Origin of the sequence: Bifidobacterium jacchi, from assembly GCF_009078285.1 — a bacterium.
GTDB lineage: Bacteria > Actinomycetota > Actinomycetes > Actinomycetales > Bifidobacteriaceae > Bifidobacterium > Bifidobacterium jacchi.
On sequence record NZ_RQSP01000088.1, the window covers coordinates 2,028 to 2,251 of the forward strand.

The 224-nt window shown below is 53.6% G+C and carries 1 pseudogene; it reads left to right on the forward strand.

Going from position 1 to position 224, the window contains the following annotated elements:
* Nucleotides 1–224, forward strand: a pseudogene (locus EHS19_RS11135) (hypothetical protein); the annotation flags it as partial.

Here is a 224-nt window from a genome sequence, read left to right on the forward strand (position 1 = left end):
GGCGAACATTTCTATACAGCGAACGGCGCGGAGCGCAACATGCTCGTTGCCAAGGGTTGGAGGTACGAAGGAGTGGGTTGGATTGCTCCAGCCTCCTCTAAGACCCCGGTGTATCGTTTGTATAATCGAAATGCAGGCGACCATCACTATACGATGAATGCGGCGGAGCGCAACATGCTCGTTGCCAAGGGTTGGAGATACGAAGGTATTGGCTGGTATTCGGA